The organism is Chitinophaga hostae (genome assembly GCF_018224885.1).
Classification (GTDB): Bacteria; Bacteroidota; Bacteroidia; order Chitinophagales; family Chitinophagaceae; genus Chitinophaga; species Chitinophaga hostae.
In genome coordinates this window covers 53,272-68,072 of sequence record NZ_JAGTXB010000008.1, presented here as the reverse complement: position 1 = coordinate 68,072, position 14,801 = coordinate 53,272, and the positions used below count along the sequence as shown (strand labels likewise).

Annotated in this window: 12 protein-coding genes; 7 read left to right on the top strand and 5 right to left on the bottom strand. The window is 46.8% G+C overall.

Translation table 11 applies throughout. From position 1 onward, the window contains the following. Positions 1-4: 4 nt before the first annotated feature. Positions 5-394, top strand: a complete 390-nt coding sequence (locus tag KE626_RS17490; RefSeq protein ID WP_211974218.1) for a response regulator — start codon at positions 5-7, stop codon at positions 392-394. Here the strand turns inward: KE626_RS17490 and rpe are convergent. The 5 genes from rpe to thrA form a co-directional block, all read right to left on the bottom strand. Further along, positions 375-1,040, bottom strand: a complete 666-nt coding sequence (gene rpe, locus KE626_RS17485) for a ribulose-phosphate 3-epimerase (protein WP_249207534.1) — start codon at positions 1,038-1,040, stop codon at positions 375-377. The two genes, KE626_RS17490 and rpe, sit on opposite strands and share 20 nt — an antisense overlap. Positions 1,041-1,075: 35 nt before the next feature. Beyond that, positions 1,076-2,086 (bottom strand): tetratricopeptide repeat protein, encoded by a 1,011-nt coding sequence (locus KE626_RS17480; RefSeq protein ID WP_211974216.1) that lies wholly within the window; start codon positions 2,084-2,086, stop codon positions 1,076-1,078. Positions 2,087-2,107: 21 nt separating this feature from the next. Further along, the gene (thrC, locus tag KE626_RS17475; protein WP_211974215.1) at positions 2,108-3,406 is read right to left on the bottom strand and encodes a threonine synthase; all 1,299 of its coding nucleotides are present in this window, start codon (positions 3,404-3,406) and stop codon (positions 2,108-2,110) included. Positions 3,407-3,426: 20 nt separating this feature from the next. Next, positions 3,427-4,353, bottom strand: a complete 927-nt coding sequence (locus tag KE626_RS17470; protein ID WP_211974214.1) for a homoserine kinase — start codon at positions 4,351-4,353, stop codon at positions 3,427-3,429. A gap of 75 nt (positions 4,354-4,428) precedes the next feature. After that, complete coding sequence (thrA, locus tag KE626_RS17465; RefSeq protein WP_211974213.1) at positions 4,429-6,873, bottom strand: bifunctional aspartate kinase/homoserine dehydrogenase I; 2,445 nt, start codon at positions 6,871-6,873, stop codon at positions 4,429-4,431. A gap of 864 nt (positions 6,874-7,737) precedes the next feature. Here thrA and KE626_RS17460 point away from each other — a divergent pair. From KE626_RS17460 to KE626_RS17435, 6 genes are all read left to right on the top strand, one after another. After that, on the top strand, positions 7,738-8,895 hold the full coding sequence (locus KE626_RS17460; protein WP_211974212.1) for a homogentisate 1,2-dioxygenase: 1,158 nt from the start codon (positions 7,738-7,740) through the stop codon (positions 8,893-8,895). Positions 8,896-8,939: 44 nt separating this feature from the next. Next, entirely contained in the window at positions 8,940-10,070 is a 1,131-nt protein-coding gene (gene hppD, locus KE626_RS17455; protein WP_211974211.1) for a 4-hydroxyphenylpyruvate dioxygenase, read from the top strand. Positions 10,071-10,380: 310 nt separating this feature from the next. Then, a complete protein-coding gene (locus KE626_RS17450) occupies positions 10,381-11,202 on the top strand; it encodes a hypothetical protein (RefSeq protein ID WP_211974210.1) in 822 nt (273 codons plus the stop codon). Between the two features lie 263 nt (positions 11,203-11,465). Then, entirely contained in the window at positions 11,466-12,215 is a 750-nt protein-coding gene (locus KE626_RS17445) for a L,D-transpeptidase family protein (protein WP_211974209.1), read from the top strand. A gap of 240 nt (positions 12,216-12,455) precedes the next feature. Next, entirely contained in the window at positions 12,456-13,031 is a 576-nt protein-coding gene (locus KE626_RS17440) for a gluconate 2-dehydrogenase subunit 3 family protein (protein ID WP_211974208.1), read from the top strand. A gap of 66 nt (positions 13,032-13,097) precedes the next feature. Next, positions 13,098-14,795 carry a GMC oxidoreductase gene (locus KE626_RS17435; RefSeq protein WP_211974207.1) on the top strand — a complete coding sequence of 566 codons (1,698 nt, stop codon included), beginning with the start codon at positions 13,098-13,100 and terminating at the stop codon, positions 14,793-14,795. Positions 14,796-14,801 lie beyond the last annotated feature (6 nt).

Genomic DNA, 14,801 nt, shown 5'->3' with positions numbered 1-14,801 from the left:
CTTTATGAAGTTGATCGATACGATTTTTATTGTAGATGATGATCCGATACACCAGCAGATTGCCAAAATCATGATCGAACGTCAGGCAATAAGCAGCAATATCCGCGTCTATTCTGATGCGCAGGAAGTGCTGGACTATATCCGTGAAAATGTTGGAAATGCACAGGTCTTACCGGATCTAATCTTACTGGATCTCAACATGCCGATAATGGATGGTTGGGAGTTCCTGGAGGAGTATGCAGAATTCTGTGATCAGCTGCCCAAGCGCATCCGGATATTTGTGCTGACTTCTTCCATCGACGAAAAGGACAAAGAGCGGGTAAGCGCTTATGATTTTGTGGCAGGTTATCTGACCAAGCCATTATCAAAAGAAATTATTGCGCACTTGTCTTAAGCGCATGAATGGTTTGCGCAGGGCTGGCCGACGAAAAGATCGCGCTGCCTGCTACCAGCACATTGGCGCCCGCCTGAATAAGCTGCCCGGCATTGTCGGTGCCTACGCCCCCGTCTACCTCAATCAGGGCATGAGCCTGGTTGTCTGTAATCAGTTGTCTTAGCTGCCTGATCTTCTGATAGGTTTGTTCAATAAAGGTTTGTCCGCCGAAACCGGGGTTCACGCTCATGATCAGTACCACATCAATATCACGGATCACATTTTCCAGCATGCCTACCGGTGTGTGTGGGTTAAGTGCTACACCCGCTTTCATACCAAGTCCCTTTATCTGTTGAATATTTCTATGGAGATGGATACAGGCCTCGAAGTGCACTGTCAGGATATCCGCCCCGGCTTTTTTGAAATCTGCCGCATATTTTTCCGGTTCTTCGATCATCAGGTGAACATCACAGGGCTTGGTGGCCCTTTTCTTTATCTGTGCAATAACGGGCAAACCATAGCTGATATTTGGTACAAATCTGCCGTCCATTACGTCGAGGTGAAACCAGTCAGCTTCGCTGCGGTTAACCATATCCACTTCCTTTCCCAGTTCCAGGAAATTTGCTGCCAGTAAAGATGGCGCTACTAAAACAGGCTGTTTTTCCAAATGCAGTATTTTTTGAGTCATGTAAATTTAAGTAATTAAGGCTTCAGTCTCCGCAATGCTTCCTTTGCTTCCGTGAAATCCTTTTTAAATGATGACGCTTTTGTATAATCTTCTATCGCCAGCGTTTTGTTGCCCAGCTGCTCCTGGGTCTGTGCCCGGTAATAATAGGCCCAGGCATCGGTGGGGGCTGATTTGGCTGCCAGGTTATAATAAGTATATGCTTCCTTCCACGATTTTTTATTACTATAAATCTTGCCCAGCGCCAGGTAAGCCGGTTCAAACCCCGGATCTGCGATAATACATTTGCGATAGGTATTCAGCGCTGCCGGCAGCTCTTCGAGTTCTTCCTGGAATTGTGCCGCTTCGTACAATGGGTAGGCATTGGTTGTATCCAGCCGCCATGCCTGCGTGTAATATCCCATGGCGGCAGGTGCTTTGCGGCTGCGCAACAGGTCGGCCAGTTCCATTACCGCCTCAAATTCTGGCTGTGCCCCTGCAGCATGCACCGCGGAGGTAAGATGACGGATAGCCGTTACCGTATCCAGCTTATCTTCCGCCATGCGGGCTTTCAGATAAAAAGCCTTGTCGCGTCCTTCCGCTGTTTGGGCGAGTACATTGGCGATACTATCGGCGCTGCCATAGGCCTTGTTTTCTATCAGCGCAGTAGCCAGGCGGTATTCGAGATACGTGTAGCCGGGAGCGGTAGTGAGGGCTTGCCGGAAGTAATCCGCTGCTTTTTTATAATCGTTCACGATCAGCGCCGCTTCTCCTGCGCCGGCCCAATAGTCAGTACCGGAAGGGACCAGCTTAGCTGCTTTCTCAAAATCTGCCTGTGCCAGGGCAGGGTTGGTATTAAACAGTAAAAGGGCCCTGCGGTAATATAATTCGGGATTGTCCGGAAACTGCCGGATAGAATCTGTTACCGGTTTAACAATATCGCTTTGCAATGCCGAATCCGCAGCGCTTATAGCTGCCGGCTGCCGGGTGCCGGCATTGTTACATGCCAGTGCACCCACTGATAACAGGAGGATAGATAGATACTTCATACGGACGCCAAAACTACAGAATCATTGTCGCATTAACCAGTTTTTGAAGGCGGTATAGTCCGTTGTCAGCCGCGTAGCCTCCTTTTCCTTGCCATATAACGACATTACCCTGGCCGGGGTGTAAATTTCTTCCCGGATAGATTTCGGTGCGGTATCCTCAAATTTTACGGGATGCGCTGTTTCAAGGAAAACGCCGGTCATCTCCGGTGCGTGTTCCAGGTAACGTTGCAGTCCCATAAAGCCTACAGCCCCATGAGGGTCCAGCATATAATGATTCTCTTTCCATACCTGTTCCATGGTACGCGCGGTATCTTTATCGTTAAAGCTGTACGCGGTTAGTTTTTCGGACAGCGCAGGTAAACTGTTGCTGAAAAGCTCCAGTATCCTTACAAAGTTGCTGGGATCTGCCACATCCATGGCGTTGGAAAGGGTGGGAGCCGCTTTACCCGGCTCATATTTACCACTGGCCATAAACCGGGGAACGGTATCGTTGATGTTGGTGGCGGCTACAAAATGTGAGATCGGTAGTCCCATTGCTGCTGCCATCATCCCTGCGCAGATATTACCAAAGTTGCCGCTGGGCACAGAAAACACAAGTTTGTGATGCGCCGCTTTCATTTGCTTGTAAGCGAGGAAATAATAAAACATCTGTGGCAGCCAGCGGGCTACGTTGATGGAATTGGCGCTGGTAAGCGGCCTTGCAGCCTGGAGTTCCCGATCCAGGAAGGCGGTTTTTACCAGTTGCTGGCAATCATCAAAAGTGCCTTCTATTTCCAGTGCATAGATGTTGTTACCAAGCGTGGTGAGTTGTTTTTCCTGCAACACGCTCACTTTCCCGGAAGGGTACAGGATCACTACTTCTACCCCCGGAACATTATAAAAGCCACTGGCCACTGCACCGCCCGTGTCGCCGGAAGTGGCTACCAGCACGGTTACAGGTGTTGTGCTGTTGCGTCTGAAATAACCGAGGCAACCTGCCATAAACCGGGCGCCTACATCTTTAAACGCAAGGGTAGGACCGTGGAATAGTTCAAGGGCAAAAGTATGACCGGTGACTTTCTGCACCGGGAAAGGAAAATGTAAAGTATCTGTTACTATCTTTTTTAAGGCTTCTTCGGGTATTTCATCTCCTACAAAAGGACGGATTACTTTTAGTCCGATCTCATGTTCCGTATAGTCGTGCAGGTGAGTCAGGAACTCTTTATCCAGGGTGGGTATCTGTTCCGGAAAATATAATCCCCTGTCTGGCGCCAATCCCTGTACTACTGCCGTTTCGAAATTTACCTTGTGTTGTTTGTTTTGTAAGCTGAAATACTGCATGGATAATACGTTTGTTTTGGTTAGTCAATCACTTTTACACCGGCGGTGTTAATCCGGGAAACGTAGATTTTATAATCTACTCCCAGGGGTGCGTAAACGCTATCCATAGTAGCCGCAACTTTGCGGGCATTTTCTTCTCCTTTGCTGAGCATAAATACAGAAGGGCCTGAGCCGGAAATACCGCCACCCAGCGCCCCGGCTTCTTTACATTTTAGTTTCAGTTCATGAAAGGCAGGTATCAGGATAGCACGCACCGGTTCCACGATCACATCTTCCAGGGAACGGCTGATCAGCTCATAGTCTTCCTGGTATAAACCCGCTACCAGCGCACCTACGTTACCCCATTGCCGGATAGCATCGGTCATCAGTACTTTCTGTTTCAGGATTTCCCTTGCATCAGAAGTCTTCACTTCTATTTGCGGATGTATAACGGTTACCCATAGATGTTCGGGCGTATGCAGGGCGGTAATATCCAGGGGGCGATAACTTCTTACCAGCGTAAAACCGCCAAGGATAGCCGGCGCTACGTTGTCGGCATGTGCGGAGCCGCAGGCCAGCCGTTCTCCTTCCATCGCAAAACGAACCAGCTGTTTTTTAGTGAAAGGCTCTCCCAGCAGGTGATTTACACCTACCACCGCGCCGGCACTGCTGGCGGCACTGGAGCCAATACCGCTTCCCGGGTGGATATTTTTGAAGATCTCTATTTCGATCCCGATATCAGGGCGATCATACTTTTGTAACAGGGCCTGTACTGCCACCCCAGCCACATTGCGGGCGGGGTCCAGTGGCAGATCGGCGCCATGGATGGCAGTAATACGGATCCCCGGCTCGCCGGATCTGCGAAGGGTCATTTCATCTCCCGGTGCGTCCAGTGCCAGTCCAATAACATCAAAGCCACAGGCTACGTTGGCCACAGTTCCCGGTGCGAACACTTTTATACTATCCATATAACCGTTTAAGTTAGTTTAATTTAATAATTGATTGTTACGTTTCCAACTATGGGCAAACAATTCATACAAAGTTTATAATCTGGCACTGCGGATAATATCGGCGAATATACCGGAAGCTGTAACATCCGCCCCGGCCCCGGCGCCTTTTACGATCAGTGGCTGATCTTTATAACGGCTCGTAGTATACAGCACAATATTATCCTTGCCTTCCAGTTTATAAAAAGGATGATCCGCCGCTACACTTTGCAGTCCTACCGAAGCTTTGCCATCTTCATAGCGGGCTACAAATTTCAGGCGTTTACCTTCGCTGGCAGCTGTTTCACGCAGCCCCTGGAAATGACCGGCATGTACATCCAGCTCTTCATAAAAGTCAGGTACGGACGGGGCATCCAGACAGGCATCCGGCAGGAAAGAGTAATTCGTGATTTCATCCATCTCAATGGCTGCACCGCTTTCACGGGCCAGGATCAGGATCTTTCTCATCACATCTTTACCACTGAGGTCAATACGCGGATCCGGTTCAGTGTATCCTTCGTCCTGCGCGGCTTTCACCACTTCACGGAAACTGGCGCCATTTACAAAATGATTAAACACAAAATTCAGGCTGCCGGATAATACCGCTTCAATGCTGTGTACTTTGTCGCCGCTCCTGATCAGGTCATTGAGGGTGTTGATGACCGGTAACCCGGCGCCCACATTGGTTTCGAAAAGGAAGGAGGCATTGTATTTCCTCGCCAGGTCTTTCAGTTGTTTATAATAGCTGTAGTCAGAAGAGCAGGCAATTTTATTGCAGGTAACCACGGAAATACCGTGCTGCAGGAACTCGTGGTATACGCCTGCAATATCGGCGCTGGCGGTATTATCCACGAATACGCTGTTACGCAGGTTCAGTGCTTTTATCTGCTTTACAAAATCATCGGTGCTGAGGCGACTGCCTTGTTCCAGTTGCTCCCGCCAGTGTTGCAGGGAAATGCCGGCTTCTGCCAGGAGGGTATGTTTGCTGTTAGCCAGCCCTATCACTCTCACCTGTAATCCCAGTTCATTCCGCAGGTAATGCTCCTGTTGCTGCAGTTGCTCCAGCAGCTTGCTGCCTACATTGCCTACGCCGGCGATAAACAGGTTGATTTGTTTCAGTGGCGTTTCAAAGAAAGTTTCGTGCATTAAGTTCAATGCTTTTTTGATATCTGCCTTATTGATGACGGCAGAAATATTTTTTTCGGTAGACCCCTGTGCGATGGCCCTTACATTGATCCCGTTACGGCCCAGGGTACCAAAGAGTTTACCGCTGGTGCCATGATGATTTTTCATTTTGTCGCCCACTACGGCAACAATGCAGAGATCTTTTTCCACCAGCAGGGGCTCAATGCGCTTTTCCAGTATTTCTTGCCCAAACTCGCTGTCAACAGTGGTTTTGGCCCGGAGCATATCCGCTTCGTGTATGCCTACAGTAATAGAGTGTTCCGACGAGCTCTGTGTGATGAGGATAACGTTGATGCGTTCCCGTAACAGTGATTCGAAGAGGCGTTTGGAGAAGCCGGGTATACCCACCATGCCGCTTCCTTCCAGTGTGAGAAGGGCAATATGCTGTATGCCGGAGATGCCCGTTACAGGAAAGCTACGGTCGGCGCTGTCCTGTATAAGGGTGCCGTGATCCTCGGGAGCGAATGTATTTTTGATCCAGATGGGAATGCGTTTACTCATTACCGGTTGGATGGTAGGAGGATAAATTACTTTGGCGCCGAAATGCGACAGCTCCATTGCTTCCACATAGGAGATATGCGAAATGGGAATGGCCTGTGATACAATGCGCGGATCGGCAGTCATCATGCCGCTTACATCTGTCCATATGTCCAGTACAGCAGCGTTGACTGCCGCTGCAACGATAGCTGCAGTGTAATCGGATCCGCCGCGGCCCAGCGTAGTGGTTTCACCTTCAGCGGTGGCGGCTACAAAGCCTGGTAATACTACATAGTCGGCGGCCGACTGTGCGAAGTACTGGCTGATATTATGGTTGGTGGCAACAAAATTTACGGCGGCATGGCCAAAATGGTTGTCGGTTACGATCAGCTCACGGCTGTCTTTACACGTGGCGGCAAAGCCCTGTTGTTTCAGTTTCTCAGCTACGATCCCGCAGGACATGAGTTCTCCGTAGCTCATAATTTTATCGAGGGTACGTGGACTGAGTTCTGCCACCTGGAAAATGCCATCGCAAAGGTTTTCGAGGGCATTAAGTTTTTTCTTCAGCTGGCTGATTTGCCCGCTTTGTGCGGTAATGGGAAATAGTTCACGGATCGTATCGAGGTGCCTGGCTTCAATTTCCTGCAGGATGGTTTTATATTCTTCCTTGCCTTGCTCTGCGAGCTGTCCGCAACGTATAAGCTTATCCGTTACGCCGCCCAGTGCGGAAACAACGATAGCATATTGTCCGGCAGGTTTATATTGTTGGAGAATGTTGCAAACCTGTTCTATTGCTTTGGCGCTTCCTACAGAAGTGCCGCCAAATTTTAATACTTGCATATGGAAAGTTTATACGTAGATAACTCCGGGTCTTCCCGGTTATGTACCACCCTTGTGGTCGTTGGATAATATGTGAAAATTAACCCCGCAGTGGGGTTGTGATAATGGTGGACGTTGTCGCCATAGTGTCCGTAACCTGCCGGGAGGCAGGAGTAACAGAGAATTGATATGTGTAGTACGGTATCACTATTGAAATATGACGATTGTGTAACAAAAGTCTGCAATTACACCGGTAAATAAAAGCGCAGTGATTATTTTTCGAAATGTTTCAAAAATGCCTCATTTGATTCGTTTTTAGATTGTTTTTGGCCTTTATTATTAGTTAATATTTAATGAACTACCTATATTGGTGCTTTTTAATTATTGGCTAATTATTTTAAAATACCTGTTACGTGACTTTTTAATGACAAATAATGCTTATTGCTCCCCGTTTTTTGAAAAGTTCTCCGCTGTCTTTTGAAAAACTAAAAGCTAACCGCTAAAAGCTTCATACTCAAAAAAGGAATTTGGATTTTCTAACATTATATCCTTACCTTAGTTGCCTAAACATCTGCCACTTGTCCATTTCACTGAAATATACAAGCAATAGTCAGCTTAACTACTACTTTCTTATGGCAACACTTGCCATGGATTCGACTTTGGCATAACCTTTCCCAACGGCCCCTGCCGGCCACTCTTCGTGTTTTATATACCGTAACTTTGTAATAGTATTTTTCTGCTATTCCTGTGTATGTGTATCTTAATTATTTGCTGCCATTTACAGGTTGTGCATTGATATATCATTCTGATCATACACCAGCATGAATCATACACCACTTCAATCTTTAATTGTACACCAAAACAATTTTATTTAATCTACCCATCATGCCACATTATTATAAACTCGGACAAATACCGCATAAGCGCCATACCCAGTTCCGCAAACCGGACGGCCAGCTGTATTCGGAACAGTTGTTTTCTACAGAGGGTTTTTCTTCCCACTCCAGCCTGCTGTATCACTGTCATCCACCTACGGAGATTGTAAAGGTGGATGAACCTTATTCCGTTGCGCCCAAAGTGGCGGAGGAAAAGATGCTGAAACACCGCAGTTTCATGGGGTTTAATATAAAACCGGAAGACGATTTTTTGCAAAGCCGGAAAGCAGTACTGGTCAATAATGATCTACATATTGTATTGGCATCGCCCCGTAAAAGCATGGAAGGTTATTTCTACAAAAATGCAGATGCGGATGAAATGATCTTTGTGCATGAAGGCAGCGGTGTACTCAAAACGCAGTACGGACAGCTGGAATTCGGTTATGGCGATTACCTCGTGATACCACGCGGTACCATTTACCAGGTTACTTTTAATACGGCAGACAACCGCCTGTTTATTGTGGAGTCGTTTAGTCCTATCCGTTATCCCAAAAGATACCTGAGCAAATACGGACAACTGCTGGAGCATGCTCCCTTCTGTGAAAGGGATATCCGGCAACCGCAAAACCTGGAAACGATCGATGAGGAAGGCGATTTCCTGATCCGCATTAAAAAGAAAGGCATCGTCTACCCGATTCATTATAAACATCATCCTTTTGACGTAGTAGGATGGGATGGCTGCGAATATCCGTTTGCCTTTTCCATTCATGATTTTGAACCGATCACAGGACGGGTACATCAGCCACCACCGGTACATCAAACGTTCGAGGGGACCAACTTTGTGGTGTGCTCTTTCTGTCCCCGGTTGTTCGACTACCATCCGCAGTCCATTCCGGCGCCATATAATCATAGCAACATCGACAGCGACGAGGTATTGTATTATGTGGACGGCGATTTTATGAGCCGTAAGCATGTGGTGCGTGGTATGATCACCCTGCATCCCGCCGGGATTCCGCACGGGCCGCATCCCGGAGCTGTGGAAAAAAGCATCGGCGCAAAAGAAACAAAAGAACTGGCCGTAATGGTGGATACCTTTCATCCGTTACAGATCACAGAAGCAGCATTGGGTATTGAAGATGGGAGCTATGTGATGAGCTGGGCAGAATAAATGGTAAAACCAACCTACTTATAAAACCAAAACAATTGAATGTTATGGAAACAGCATTAGTGAATGCCGACAACCTAACCGGTCAGCAGGATTTTTTACCACTCAACGGTACCGACTATGTTGAGTTTTATGTGGGCAACGCCAAACAGGCCGCGCATTACTACAAAACAGCTTTCGGTTTTCAATCCGTTGCCTATGCAGGACCGGAAACCGGTGTGAAAGACAGAACCTCTTATGTACTGGTGCAGAATAAGCTGCGTTTTGTACTGACCACTTCGTTGCTGCCGGATACAGATATTGCGCGTCATGTTGCCAAACATGGCGATGGCGTAAAGGTACTGGCATTGTGGGTGGACGATGCCCGCTCTGCTTACGAGGAAACCATCAAACGCGGCGCTACGCCTTATCTTGAGCCTACGGTGGAAAAAGACGAGTTTGGAGAGGTAGTGCGCAGCGGTATTCGTACCTACGGAGATACCGTGCATGTGTTCGTGGAACGGAAAAATTATAAAGGACTTTTCCTGCCGGGATATAAAGCCTGGAAAACAGATTATAATCCAACTGATACCGGGTTACAGTATGTCGACCATTGCGTAGGTAATGTGGGCTGGAACGAGATGAATACCTGGGTGGAATTTTATGAACGCGTAATGGGCTTCAAAAACCTGATCTCCTTCGACGACAGCGATATTTCCACCGAATATTCCGCATTGATGAGTAAAGTAATGAGTAACGGCAACGGCCGTGTGAAATTCCCGATCAATGAACCGGCAGAAGGAAAAAAGAAATCCCAGATCGAAGAATACCTGGATTTCTACGGCGGACCCGGCGTTCAACACGTAGCCATTGCTACGAATGATATCGTGAAAACGGTGTCCGAATTGCAGAGCAGGGGAGTAGAGTTCCTGAAAGTGCCGGACGTATACTACGAAACACTGCTGGAAAGGGTGGGTAAAATCGATGAAGCAGTGGCCCCGCTGCAACAGCTGGGTATCCTGGTAGACCGCGATGATGAAGGTTACCTGCTGCAGATTTTCACAAAACCTATACAAGACAGACCAACCGTATTTTTTGAAATTATTCAGCGTAAAGGAGCACAGTCCTTTGGTAAAGGTAACTTCAAGGCCCTGTTTGAATCTATTGAAAGAGAACAGGCCCTGCGCGGTAACTTATAGTTTTCCTATGCCATCTTTAGTTGCTTCCCCCGTGGGGGAAACAGTTCAGGCCCGTGATGATAATGGTTACAACAATTAAATGCAGAGCCCGCCAGGATTTCCCGGCGGGCTTTTTTATTTTAATCTAAATAAATATTTAACTATTATAATGTATAAATTTAATTTATATATTTGTACTGGTTAGGATGGCTGATTTTATTAAATCCTTTATCATTAACAACTTAATAACCATATCAGGCTTGTTTGCCATGGTATTAACCATATTTTTATGCCTTCTTTATATAATGTGAAAATCATAATTTGATAACCTATGCTCAACAAATCTACCGCCCAAAGGGCCAGCGTAGCCATGCTCATGGCGTCAGTAATTGTTTTTTCGGCTTTTCGTTCAGACCGGGGCACCCAGCCAGGTTCCTATCTGCATAAAATCTCTTCTCCGGCAGGTCAAACGGTGCTGGAATATAATGCAGACAAAACCATCAGTAAGATTGTACAGTTTCATAAAACAGAAAATGCCAGTTACAGCGACGTGCAATTACCTGTTTATGAAAATGGCCGCCTGGTAAAATGTCTTTTTGCCGACGAGGAACAGGCTACTACCGGTGATCTGTATACCTCGTACGACTATACCGCCACAGGTGATAAGGTAGCCAAGATCAGTTACTACCGTAACAACGAAGTATATACCTACGATTCACTGGTGTATAATGAAGGCGGTAAACTGGCCACCCGCTTCCTGTTTGGTAAAAATCCGGCTAAGGGTACCTGGGAAAATACCGGTTACCAGCAGTTTACCTGGGATGCTGCAGGGAACATAACCCGTATGGATACTTACGGCAAACAGCCCGGTTACAGCAAGTTCCTGCATACCTCCGCTGCCAGCTATACTTACGATAACAGGCAGAACCCGCAACAGCAACAACCGGAACTGGCTGTTTTAATGGAACTCAACGCCGCCAACCTTTCTGCCAACAACATCCTGACGGAGAACGTCAGCAGCGCTAACACCTCCCGCGTGGTAACCAGCACCTACTCTTATGCGTATAACGGCGGTAAATACCCCGTACGTGGTACCTATACTTCAGGAATGGACGCGGGAGTCGTAAAACTGGAATGGATAAAACTACAGTAAAGGAATAATCACTTAACTTTACAATAATTAAAATAACCGTTCCGTTTTTTATGAGGATACAGACACTGTTTGGTGTATTGTTTTTGTTAGGTGGAATTTTCCAGGCTTTTACGGCTATATTGATCTATCAGGGGCACAAGCACTATATACTGAAGATTGCCAGCAAGAAAGTGAGTATGGTAATATATTTTATTATTGCCCTGTTATTGTTTTATCTTGCTTACGTAAACCTGGTTTAAATATTAAAATTTTGTTGAATTAGTATGAAGCGACTTGTTGTAATCGTCTTGATTTTGTTGGGTGCAGGCAAAATTTTTGCCCAGCAATCCTTCCTCGACAACCAGAAAATGTTTCCCAAAGTAGGAGAGGCATACCGTGAAAAGGAAGAGTTGCTGAAAAAAGAGTTTGAAAAGAAAGGACTTACATATCCGGCCAGGTATATGTTTATCCGCTCCTTTAAGCTCGATAGCGAGATGGAAATTTGGGTGAAGAATAGCGCATCTGATACCTTCCGTCTGTTTAAATCCTACCGCGTATGCACGCTGTCGGGTAAAATGGGACCTAAACGCAAGGAAGGCGACCGCCAGGTACCGGAAGGCTTCTACTATATCAACGATTTTAATCCTAACAGTAATTATCACCTGTCACTGGGTATCAACTATCCCAATTTTTCCGACCGCATCCTGAGCGACGCCAAAAATCCGGGCGGAGAAATCTATATCCATGGCAATTGTATTACCGTAGGCTGTATTCCTTTAACAGATGAATTTATTGACGAAGTATATATTTTGGCGGTAAATGCCAAAAACGCCGGACAGGATTTTATCCCGGTACACGTTTTCCCGGTTAAATTCGGTAATCCCGGCTCCATGAACTATCTCGGCACTTTTTCCCTCACTGATGGTTCTTCCAAACAATTCTGGTCGGAACTGAGAGGGGCATACGATTATTTTGAAAAACACCACCGGCTCCCGGTTGTACTGGTGGATGACAAAGGAAAATATATTATGTAGGCAGCTGTTAGCTTTTAGCGGTTAGCTGTTAGTAAATGCAGCGAAGATATAAGCAAAGTAAAAACAGCGAAGATATAAGCAAGAACCCGTTTGATAGCATATCAGACGGGTTCTTTGTTTTTGGTAAATATCTCTTTTTACCCATCAGGAAAATCATATTCATCAGATTAATCATAGTTTTATTTGGTTTTTAGCAATTTTTTTTTCAACTTGTTCGAAGGTCAAATCAATTTACTAATTATGCACAGAAGAGACGCAATCAGGAATGTGGCGATTTTGTTAGGCACCGCCATTTCCGCTTCCACGTTATCAGCCTTAGAAAGCTGCACAGGCTCCGCTCCGAAAAATTATGATTTGCAAAAGCCGGAAACCAAGGCATTACTGGCTGAGATAGCGGAAACCATCATACCCAAAACCAGTACGCCTGGTGCTAAAGATGCCAAAGTAGAGGAATTCATGCTTGTAATGATGAACGATTGCTACAAGAAAGAAGATCAGCAGGTATTCCTGGATGGACTTTCGAAGATAGAAGAAGCCAGTAACAAACAATTCAAAAAAGGCTTCGTCGAGATCACGCCGGAACAACGGACAGAACTGCTCACCAAAATTGAGCAGGAACGCGTTGACTATAATAAACGTAAAGATAAAAAGGAAGGAGATCCTACCCACTATTTCCAATACCTGAAAGAACTGACCCTCCTGGGTTATTTCACCTCCGAACCGGGCGCCACCAAAGCCCTTCGCTATGTGCCGGTTCCTGGTAAATACGAAGGTTGTATACCTTATACCAAAGGTGAAAAAGCCTGGGCCGTTTAAGCGCTGCACCTTATGCTTTTAGCTTTATGCTTTCAGCTTTTTTTTACGTTTCAAACATAATATGATATGAACCTGAATATAAAAGCACAGGAACAGAACACCTATGATGCCATCGTTATTGGCTCTGGCGTTAGTGGTGGCTGGGCCGCAAAAGAACTCACCGAAAAAGGATTAAAAGTGCTCATGCTGGACCGCGGAAAACCACTGGAGCATGTGAAGGATTATGAAACGGCTACCAAAGATCCCTGGGAGTTCAAACACCGCGGCCGCATCACCGTGGATCAGCGAGAAACGCACCCTAAACTGAGCCGCGACTATCCCTATAGTGAGCACAACGAAAAATATTGGATCAACGATTCCGAAAGTCCGTATAATGAAGTAAAACGCTTTGACTGGTATCGCCCGGATATCGTAGGTGGTAAGTCTATCATGTGGGGCCGTCAGTCCTATCGTCTCAGCGATATCGACTTTGAAGCCAACCTGAAGGATGGCATCGCGGTAGACTGGCCTATCCGTTATAAAGATATTGCCCCCTGGTACGACTATGTAGAGAAATTTGCAGGTATCAGCGGTACCAGGGAAGGGTTGCCACAACTGCCCGATGGCCAGTTTATGCCTGCTATGGAAATGAACTGTGTGGAAAAAGATGTAAAGAAAAGTGTGGAAGACAAATTCAAAGGCCGTATCATCACAATGGGGCGTGTGGCCAATATCACCCAGCCGCTCCCGGGTCGTGAAAAATGCCAGTACCGCAATCTTTGCAGCCGCGGATGTCCGTTTGGCGCCTACTTCAGCACGCAATCATCAACGCTGCCTGCAGCAGTAGCCACCGGTAACCTTACGCTGCGTCCCGATTCCATCGTGAACTCCGTGATCTATGATGAGAAGCTGGGTAAAGCCACCGGTGTAAAGGTGATCGATAAACATACCAAACAAACAGTAGAATATTACGCAAAAATCATCTTCATCAACGGTTCAACATTGGGCTCTACCTTTGTAATGCTGAACTCCGTGTCTTCCCGCTTCCCGAACGGATTGGGTAACGATAGCGGCGTGCTGGGTAAATACCTGATGGACCACCACTTCCGTACCGGCGCTTCCGGCACCGCAGAAGGATATGAAGATAAATACTATTTCGGCCGCCGGGCCAACGGTATCTATGTACCACGCTATCGTAACATTGGTACCGATAAACGTGATTATATCCGTGGATTTGGTTACCAGGGTGGCGCCAGCCGCTCAGGATGGAGCCGCGGTATCGCTGAAATGGGCGTGGGTAAAGATTTTAAAGAAATGCTCACTGAACCGGGCCAATGGAGTGTCGGTTTGGGCGGCTTTGGCGAATGCTTGCCGTATGAAGCCAACCAGGTAACCCTCGACTCGTCTGTGAAAGACGCATGGGGACAGCCAGTGTTGAAGTTCGACGCCGAATTTAAAGAGAATGAAAAGAAAATGCGCGTGGACATGATGAATGATGCCGCCGAAATGCTGGAAGCAGCAGGTATGAAGAATGTGAAAACGTACGACAACGGTTCTTACCCCGGTATGGCCATTCATGAAATGGGTACTGCACGTATGGGCCGCGATCCGAAAACATCCATACTCAACGGCTTCAACCAAATGCATGCTGTGAAGAATGTATTCGTAACTGATGGATCTTTCATGGCCTCCGCTTCCTGCGTAAACCCTTCCCTCACCTACATGGCTATGACAGCCCGTGCGGTGGACTACGCAGTTAAAGAACTGAAGAAAGGTAATATCTGATTTTTA

Coding starts and splice junctions, on each gene's coding strand:
- KE626_RS17445 (WP_211974209.1), top strand. CDS start 11,466: ATGAAGCGACTTGTTGTAATCGTCTTGATTTTGTTGGGTGCAGGCAAA.
- KE626_RS17470 (WP_211974214.1), bottom strand. CDS start 4,353: ATGGATAGTATAAAAGTGTTCGCACCGGGAACTGTGGCCAACGTAGCC.
- KE626_RS17490 (WP_211974218.1), top strand. CDS start 5: ATGAAGTTGATCGATACGATTTTTATTGTAGATGATGATCCGATACAC.
- KE626_RS17440 (WP_211974208.1), top strand. CDS start 12,456: ATGCACAGAAGAGACGCAATCAGGAATGTGGCGATTTTGTTAGGCACC.
- KE626_RS17480 (WP_211974216.1), bottom strand. CDS start 2,086: ATGAAGTATCTATCTATCCTCCTGTTATCAGTGGGTGCACTGGCATGT.
- KE626_RS17450 (WP_211974210.1), top strand. CDS start 10,381: ATGCTCAACAAATCTACCGCCCAAAGGGCCAGCGTAGCCATGCTCATG.
- thrA (WP_211974213.1), bottom strand. CDS start 6,873: ATGCAAGTATTAAAATTTGGCGGCACTTCTGTAGGAAGCGCCAAAGCA.
- KE626_RS17460 (WP_211974212.1), top strand. CDS start 7,738: ATGCCACATTATTATAAACTCGGACAAATACCGCATAAGCGCCATACC.
- thrC (WP_211974215.1), bottom strand. CDS start 3,406: ATGCAGTATTTCAGCTTACAAAACAAACAACACAAGGTAAATTTCGAA.
- hppD (WP_211974211.1), top strand. CDS start 8,940: ATGGAAACAGCATTAGTGAATGCCGACAACCTAACCGGTCAGCAGGAT.
- KE626_RS17435 (WP_211974207.1), top strand. CDS start 13,098: ATGAACCTGAATATAAAAGCACAGGAACAGAACACCTATGATGCCATC.